9 protein-coding genes and 1 pseudogene are annotated in these 8225 nt (G+C 57.5%); 6 read left to right on the forward strand and 4 right to left on the reverse strand.

What is annotated here, in order from left to right; genetic code table 11:
* Positions 1-43: 43 nt before the first annotated feature.
* Positions 44-2830: a bifunctional [glutamate--ammonia ligase]-adenylyl-L-tyrosine phosphorylase/[glutamate--ammonia-ligase] adenylyltransferase gene (gene glnE / locus AC3GOJ_RS08840; RefSeq protein ID WP_488237098.1), complete on the forward strand. Its 2787-nt coding sequence runs from the start codon at positions 44-46 to the stop codon at positions 2828-2830.
* Here the strand turns inward: glnE and AC3GOJ_RS08845 are convergent.
* The 3 genes from AC3GOJ_RS08845 to coaBC are packed head-to-tail and all read right to left on the reverse strand — an operon-like array spanning position 2827 to position 5810.
* The gene (locus tag AC3GOJ_RS08845) at positions 2827-4110 is read right to left on the reverse strand and encodes an MFS transporter (protein ID WP_488237099.1); all 1284 of its coding nucleotides are present in this window, start codon (positions 4108-4110) and stop codon (positions 2827-2829) included. The genes glnE and AC3GOJ_RS08845 overlap by 4 nt on opposite strands.
* 19 nt (positions 4111-4129) lie before the next feature.
* Positions 4130-4579, reverse strand: coding sequence for a dUTP diphosphatase (gene dut, locus AC3GOJ_RS08850; protein ID WP_488237107.1), 450 nt, complete (start codon positions 4577-4579; stop codon positions 4130-4132).
* A 13-nt stretch (positions 4580-4592) separates the two neighbouring features.
* Complete coding sequence (gene coaBC / locus AC3GOJ_RS08855; RefSeq protein ID WP_488237100.1) at positions 4593-5810, reverse strand: bifunctional phosphopantothenoylcysteine decarboxylase/phosphopantothenate--cysteine ligase CoaBC; 1218 nt, start codon at positions 5808-5810, stop codon at positions 4593-4595.
* Between the two features lie 111 nt (positions 5811-5921).
* On the opposite strand from coaBC, the gene radC reads away from it, so the two are divergent.
* From radC to AC3GOJ_RS08880, 5 genes are all read left to right on the forward strand, one after another.
* A complete protein-coding gene (gene radC / locus AC3GOJ_RS08860) occupies positions 5922-6611 on the forward strand; it encodes a RadC family protein (RefSeq protein WP_488237101.1) in 690 nt (229 codons plus the stop codon).
* Between the two features lie 87 nt (positions 6612-6698).
* Positions 6699-6932, forward strand: coding sequence for a 50S ribosomal protein L28 (gene rpmB / locus AC3GOJ_RS08865; RefSeq protein ID WP_488237102.1), 234 nt, complete (start codon positions 6699-6701; stop codon positions 6930-6932).
* Positions 6933-6960: 28 nt separating this feature from the next.
* Positions 6961-7128 (forward strand): 50S ribosomal protein L33, encoded by a 168-nt coding sequence (gene rpmG, locus AC3GOJ_RS08870; protein WP_488237103.1) that lies wholly within the window; start codon positions 6961-6963, stop codon positions 7126-7128.
* A 129-nt stretch (positions 7129-7257) separates the two neighbouring features.
* Complete coding sequence (locus AC3GOJ_RS08875; RefSeq protein WP_488237104.1) at positions 7258-7494, forward strand: DUF1902 domain-containing protein; 237 nt, start codon at positions 7258-7260, stop codon at positions 7492-7494.
* Positions 7494-7691 carry a type II toxin-antitoxin system HicA family toxin gene (locus tag AC3GOJ_RS08880; RefSeq protein ID WP_488237105.1) on the forward strand — a complete coding sequence of 66 codons (198 nt, stop codon included), beginning with the start codon at positions 7494-7496 and terminating at the stop codon, positions 7689-7691. The genes AC3GOJ_RS08875 and AC3GOJ_RS08880 overlap by 1 nt, the downstream gene beginning before the upstream one ends.
* 90 nt (positions 7692-7781) lie before the next feature.
* Here AC3GOJ_RS08880 and prfC read toward each other — a convergent pair.
* Positions 7782-8225, reverse strand: a pseudogene (gene prfC / locus AC3GOJ_RS08885) (peptide chain release factor 3); the annotation flags it as partial.

Genomic DNA, 8225 nt, shown 5'->3' on the forward strand with positions numbered 1-8225 from the left:
TGCGTCAGATCAAGACTGTCGCCTGCACTATGAATGGATATCCATGACACTCCCGCTTTCCCCCATTCCTGAAGCCGGCCGGATTCACCCCACGCCGGTCATTGATAGCGATTTTGCTACCCGAATGCGCTTCGCACGACGGCACAGTCGCTACTTGGAGCAATTGCTAACGGCTCGGCCAGCCATCGAATCATGGCTGGAAGGGCATGCCCAGACAGCCTTGACGGCATCGATCATGCTCGACTACCTCACGGCGACGTTAGGCGCGTCAGAAGTATCCGGTAGTGACGAAGCGCTCCAGCAGGCGCTGCGGGGTTTGCGCCAGCGGGTCATGGCACACCTGATCGTGCGTGATATCGCGGATGGCGCCGCCCTTGCAGAAATTGTCGAAACCATGACTATCCTGGCCGATGTCACCACGCGCTATGCGCTGGATCATCTGCATCTTGAACTGACCAAGCGCTATGGCGCACCCCGCAACAGCGCTGACGAACCTCTGCACCTGGCCATCATTGGCATGGGTAAGCTCGGCGGCCGGGAGCTGAATGTGTCTTCCGATGTCGATTACATTTTTGTCTATCCGGAAGATGGAGAAACCACCGGTCGCGAGGACGGCAGCGGCAGCATCGACAACTACGACTTCTTCACCCGCCTCGGCAAACGGTTGATTGCCAGCCTCAACGACATCACGGCAGACGGCCAGGTCTTCCGAGTCGATATGCGACTGCGCCCGAACGGCGACTCCGGCCCCCTCGTTTGCTCGAGTGATCTTCTGGAAAACTATTTCATCACCCAGGGTCGCGAGTGGGAGCGTTACGCCTGGATCAAGGCCCGCGTCATGAATGCGGATGACCCGGCCTGCCAGCCAGCCATGACTACCAGCGTCGCCAAACCTTTTGTCTACCGTAAATACCTTGATTTTGGTGCCATCAACGCCATGCGGGCACTGCATGCACAAATCCGACAGGAGGTGACCCGCAAAGACCGGATGGAGCACATCAAACTGGGCCCCGGGGGGATTCGCGAAATCGAATTCATTGCGCAGGTATTCCAGCTGATCCGGGGCGGACGAGATAGTTCGCTGCAAATCCGCCCGACGCTTCTTGTGCTCCAGAGGCTGGCACAGACCGGCCAGCTCGCAACAGAAGATGTGGATGCACTCACCTCGGCCTATGTGTTCCTGCGGCGCCTGGAGCACCGGCTTCAGTATCTGGATGATGCCCAGACCCATATGCTCCCGGAATCCCCGGAGGACCGTACTCTATTAGCCGAAAGCATGGGTTACACCAACTGGGATGCCCTGTATGCGGCACTGAACCAGCACCGGGAACTTGTCTCGCGACACTTCCAGGCGGTTTTTTCAGACCCAACCGACCGTGATGGTTCAGAAACGCGCAATGCCATCTGGCAAGGCACGGCCTCTGCAGAGGAAGCAACGACACAGCTCACAACGCTCGGTTATATCGACGCGCCCAACATCCTAGAACGAATTCAACGCCTGACGCAGGCCGCACGCTACCAGCAGCTACCCGCATCGAACCGGGAACGCTTTGATGCAGCCGCCGCCAGCCTGCTGGCCGTGGCGGCCAAAACCAGTGCGCCCGACCAATCACTGCTCCGGGGACTGGATTTTCTGGAATCGATCTCGGGGCGGGGAGCCTATCTGGCACTCCTGCAGCAATACCCACAGGCCCTGAGCCGCGTGGCCGATTTGGTCGGTGCATCAAGCTGGGGGGCCCAGTTCCTGACACGCCATCCCTTGTTGCTGGACGAACTGCTCGATCAGCGGTTGCTCGATAACGCTACCGATTTTGATGCTTATCGCCAGGAACTGGATCGCGCGCTGGCCGAAGCCCACGGCGACACCGAAGCCGAAATGAATATTCTTCGGGAGATGCATCACGCACAACTGTTCCGCTTGCTCGTTCAGGATCTGGCCGGCCTGCACAGTCTGGAACGTATTTCCGATTTTCTCTCCGAGCTGGCCGACATCATCGTCGACCGGACGGTAAAACTGGTCTGGGACAAACTCAATAAACGGCACACGGATACGCCGCATTTTGCAGTAATCGGCTACGGCAAACTGGGCGGCAAAGAACTCGGTTACGGTTCAGACCTTGATGTGGTCTATCTTTTCGATGACCCGGATCCGGATGCTGCACAAACCTACATGCGCCTGGGACAACGCCTCACCACCTGGCTGTCGTCCCAGACATCCTCTGGCATCGTCTACGAAATCGACACCCGTTTACGCCCAAATGGTGAATCGGGCATGCTGGCGATTAGCCTCGATGGCTTCCGGGACTATGAAGAAAAGTCTGCCTGGGTCTGGGAGCATCAGGCACTGACCCGCGCCCGCTTTGTTGCAGGCGACCCTGACTTGGGATCGCGTTTCGAAGCGTTGCGCAAGCACATCCTCTGCCAGCAACGGGACTCCGTGCATCTGCGCCAGGAAGTCAACCATATGCGTCAGAAAATGCTCGATGCGCATGGCACCATCAAGCCGGATGCCTTTGATCTGAAGCAGGACCCGGGCGGCATTATCGATGTGGAATTTATCGTCCAGTTCCTGATTCTGGCCCATGCCTACGCGTATCCGGATTTAACGGAAAACCTCGGCAACATCGCCTTGCTGAAACGCGCTGCCGGGCACGGTCTGATTGATACAAACCTAGCGGACGCAGTGCAGTCAGCGTATCGTAACTATCGTGGCCTACAGCACGCCAATCGTTTAAACGATGATCCCAAGGCCCGTCTGGTCATGACACCGGCACTGCAAGGCGACATTGATGCCGTTCTACGACTGAAGCAGCAGGTTCTGGGGATTTAAGGTTTGAGCTGGGCATCTACCCAGAGGTTACGACAGCCGGTCTCACGCACAAACAGTGATGAGACCAGCCCCAATAGGGCAAGGACGACCACGATGGAGAGCCCTAACCGAAAATCGCTTAATGCGTAGACGCGCACACCATTAGCCACCGTCCCCGACCAGACACTATCCATCAGCAACCCCACCAGAGGCTGCATGATGGCGGCACCGGCAAAGCCACCCACATTGGCTATCGACGTGGACATCCCGGCCAGTTGCGGTGGATTGACTTCCTTGGCACAGGCCCAGGTCAGGCTGAAGCCGGACGCACTGAATCCCATCAGAAAGCACAGCGGCATCGTCACGACCGCACCCAGCGTCTCTCCCCACCACCAGACGCTCCAGATCGCCACAAACACCGTACTGGCGGCCACCAGAATCGATTTCCGCTGGCGTATCCGGTCCGACAAAATCCCTAGTGCCAGACAGCCCACGGCAAACCCCGCGTACATGAGCGATAAATGTGTCGCTGCGATGTTGCGGCTGTAACCATGTATCTGCGTCAGATACGGCATGGCCCAGAGGCCGGCAAACGTGAAATAGCTGCCACACATGCCCAGGTTGGTCAGGGCGGGTGCCCAGGTCAGACGATTGCGGATCACCGAAAGCAGGCCACCGATCACCACGGTGCGATCCACTTTGCAGCCCCCCATGGCCTGGCTACCGCGCATCATCCACCACGACAACGTACCGAATACGAGCGATGCCACCGCAACAGCCACGAAGACATTGCGCCAGCCAATCTCGGCTGCCGCAAAGGCCAGGGGAACCCCCGCCATCACGGAACCGATATTGCCGACGAACACCCCAAGTCCCGTTAACGAGGCGAAACGGCGCTCTTCAAAACTCAGTGCAATAATTTTCAGCATGGCAATGAAGGTCACCGAAACCCCCAGACCAACCAGCGTTCTGCCAATCAGCGCATGCGAGAGGGTATCTGCCAAGCCGAACCACAGACTACCGATAAACGAGACGACACCGCCGATCAGCATGATGCGACGTGGCCCCAGGGTATCGACCAGCACACCGGTCGGTACCTGCATCAGGGTATAGACGTAGAAATACGTCGCAGCCAGCACGCCCAGCGATGCAGCGGAGGTCTCGAAAGACAGCGCCAGATCCTGCGCAATCGAGGCTGGGGCAAAACGCTGAAAGAAGGACAGCGTATACGCGGCCATCACCACGACAAAAATCAACGTCGCCTGACGCGATGGCGCACTGAGCTGCTGTGGAAGCTTCATAGCAAAATTCCGAAGGGGCTTACTGTTGGCCGGTACTACCAAAACCGCCTTCGGCACGCGTGCTGGCCGTAAACGCTTCGACGATATTCATGGAGACCTGTAATACCGGGAACACCACCAGCTGGGCAATCCGGTCCAGCGGGTTAATTTCGAACGGGGTATCACTGCGGTTCCAGAGCGACACCTTGATCTCCCCCTGATAATCCGAGTCGATTAACCCGACCAGATTCCCCAACACAATGCCATGCTTATGCCCCAGACCGGAACGGGGCAGAATCATGGCCGCTAGGCCCGGATCGGACAGATGAATCGCAATACCCGACGGCACCAGCACCGTCTCACCGGGTTCCATCACGACCGGTGCATCCAGACAGGCGCGAAGATCCAATCCGGCCGCTCCCGGCGTACCGTACGCCGGTGGGTTGTCGTGTAAACGCGCATCTAAAATTCGAACATCCATACGGTGCATCAGCTTTCCTTCATCAATGCTCAAGGCGATCGGCCAGCGCATGAACCAGCGCCCGTGCCAGCGCCGGTTTAGCCAGCATGGGTAGCGAATGCCGACCCGCATCATCATATAAGGTGACCCGATTCTCGGTCGTGCCCAAACCCTCCGACACCAGATTACCAATCACCAGTGGCAACCGTTTGCGCAAGCGCTTGGCTTCGGCATACTCATCCAGATTCTGGCTCTCAGCAGCAAACCCGACGCAATAAGGTGCCGCCGGTAGTGACGCCACCTCAGCCAGAATATCCGGGTTCGTGGTCAGTGCAATCGTGCGGCCACCGTCGTCTGTTTCGGTTTTTTTCAATTTGTGTTCCGCCGCGTTCACCGGGCGGTAATCCGCCACGGCCGCCACGCCAACAAATACCTGGGCATCGGCAATGTCGGCCATCACGGCCTGCCGCATTTCGGCGGCCGTCAGCACATCGACACAACGGACACCCAAAGGGACCGGCAAGGCCACAGGACCACTAACCAGCACAACTTCTGCACCCGCCTGGGCAAAGGCCCGGGCCATGGCATAGCCCATCTGGCCCGAGGAGCGGTTGGTGATCCCGCGTACGGGATCAATCGGTTCAAACGTCGGGCCAGCCGTCATCACAATCTTGCGGCCAGCCAGGCGTTTGGGGGTCAGCGCACCCACCACGCCTTCCAGCAACTCGCAAGGCTCCAACATGCGCCCTTCCCCGGTTTCACCGCAGGCTTGTACACCCACCCCGGGCCCCCAGACGGCAACACCATCGTCACGCAACCGTGTCATGTTTCGCTGTGTTGCCGGATTTCCCCACATCTGGCGGTTCATCGCCGGAGCCACCGCCACATCGCAGTCACGTGCTAACACCAGTGCCGAGAGCAGGTCGTCCGCCCGACCCTGCGCCATCTTCGCCAGAAAATCTGCCGAAGCCGGTGCAATCAACATGAAATCTGCCGAACGAGTCAAATCGATATGCGTCATACCGCCGCCCTTTTCAGGGTCCCAGGCGTCCACCGCCACCGGATTGCCCGACAGCGCCTGAAACGTCAGGGGCGTAACGAAACGTGTTGCCGCATCCGTCATGACAACGACCACATCAGCGCCAGCCTTTTTCAACAGGCGCACTAGCTCGGCACATTTATAGGCGGCAATCCCACCCGTTACACCCAAGAGGATTTTTTTGCCGGCAAGTTCACCGGAGGGCTGCTCACAGACCGTCATGACAAAAACCTTTTTATTAAATGCCGTCGACCGGCGCACTTGCATTGGGCTATTCTATCCATATTTAGGCGAAAGGCGGCCAAGTTCGGCCGTTCCTCCCCGGAGATGCTCGTGACGCTGAGAGACCGCCCCAGCAGTGAACGACCCCGTGAAAAACTGCTGCAGCGCGGCCCGGAGTTCCTTTCCGATAGCGAACTGGTTGCTATTCTTTTACGGACCGGTCTGCCCGGCCTGGATGCTGTTGCCCTGGCACACGCCCTGATCGAACAATATGGCGGCCTCTATGGGCTGCTTTCGGCACCCCCCGCGACACTGGGCAAGACACTCGGCCTTGGTCCCGCCAAATCGGCCCAGCTGATAGCCGTGCTGGAGCTGGCCCGCCGCACACTGCGCGAAGAAATGGCCCAGGGCGTGTCCCTATCGTCGGTGGATAGTGTTCGCCGTTATCTCAAACTCAGCCTGGCCAACCGCCAATACGAAGTCTTTCACGCACTCTGGATGGACGCTCACAATCGCCTAATTACCAGCGAAGAGCTATTTCGTGGCTCACTGACGCAAACCAGCGTCTATCCCCGCGAAATCGTTCGCCGCGCTTTACACCACAACGCAGCCGGTGTCATTTTCGCGCACAACCACCCCAGTGGCATTGCCACGCCTTCCGGTGCCGATGAACAACTCACCGATGCCTTGCAGCAGGCCCTCGCCCTCGTGGATGTCCAACTACTAGACCATTTTATCGTTGCCGGCATGACCGAACCCTATTCGTTCAGTGAACATGGAAAACTGACCCCAACCCTCTGAAAAAACCAAATCGACAGAACGCTTGCTTTTTTAGCCGGATCGGCTTTATAATCATCGGCTTTCCGTTTGGGATAACAGGAGTCAATCATGGCACGCGTTTGCCAAGTAACGGGCAAGGGCCCAATGGTGGGAAACAACGTTTCTCACGCCAATAACAAAACGAAGCGTCGCTTCCTGCCGAATCTGCAGTACCGCCGTTTCTGGGTTGAGACTGAAAACCGCTTCGTACGCCTGCGCGTATCGAACGCCGGCCTGCGCCTTATTGACAAGAAGGGCATCGAGACCGTTCTCGCTGACCTGCGCGCCCGCGGCGAAGTTTAAGCCACTCACCCGAATCTAGGAGAACACCATGGCCAAAGGCGGACGTGAAAAGATCAAGCTCGAATCGAGCGCTGGTACCGGTCACTTTTACACCACTACAAAGAACAAGCGCACCACGCCTGAAAAGCTGGAAATTACCAAATACGACCCGAAAGCTCGCAAGCACGTGGCGTACAAGGAAACCAAGCTTAAATAAGCCGAGTTTCGCGAAAACTCGCGTCCCAAACGCAACAAAGCCCACCCCTGCGGTGGGCTTTGTCTTTGGTACAAGCCACGCCCTCTTTCGGGTAAACTTAATTGCTTGAAAGACCAAAGAAAGATTTCCATGCCCAAGATTCTTTTCATTCGTGCCGAATGGGATGAAGAAGCCAGCGTCTGGGTTGCAACCTCGGACGATGTTCCCGGTTTGGTTTCAGAAGCAGACACCATTGAGCAGCTTTCAGCAAAGCTTGAAACCCTGATCCCTGAGTTACTGGATGCCAATGGTTACCCGGATGGTCACGATGTGCCATTCGAGTTACTTGCACGCAAGATTTCTGTCGCCCATCGCGCCCACTACTAATGGTCAGCAGCTTCACCCCAGAGTTGAAGCGCCTTTTAAAAGAAGCAGGTTGCCGTTTTGTCAGACCCGGCAAAGGTGACCACGACATCTGGTTCTCGCCCAACACGGGAATCCACTTCCCTGTAGATCAAAAGATCAAATCTCGCCACACCGCGAATGCTGTTTTAAAACAGGCTGGTTTACCCAAAGCCTTCTAAACGACCTTGCATCTTGAGCCCACCTTCACGGTGGGCTTTGTCTTTGGTGGCAGGCTACGGCATTACCCTTTACCCGCCCCCCCATGCTTATTAACCCGCCAACTTGCTCTGGAACATAAGCCCCGCATGCTCACGTAGCGCATGGTATTTAATGGTTTTCCAGCGCTCCGGGATCACCAACTCACCTTGGTAGGAGGCCAGGAATGTCGGGGCTTCCACCACGTCGTAAGCGATACGGTAGGAGTTGAACTCAATGAACTGCTTCAGCTCAGCCGGATCTTCCGCCGTGACCCAACGCGCCAGACGATACTTGGTCGGCATCAAACGGGCTTCAACCCCGTACTCATGTTTCAGGCGGTGCGCGACCACCTCAAACTGGAGCGTGCCGACTGCACCTAGCAGTAACGCCCCGCCATCATGCGGGCGGAACACCTGAATGGCACCCTCTTCCCCTAACTGCTGGAGACCGGTGCGCAGCTGTTTGGCCCGCATCGGGTCGGCCACTTCAACGGCCTGAAAGATTTCCGGCGCAAA

This window comes from Fluviibacter sp. (genome assembly GCF_057744235.1).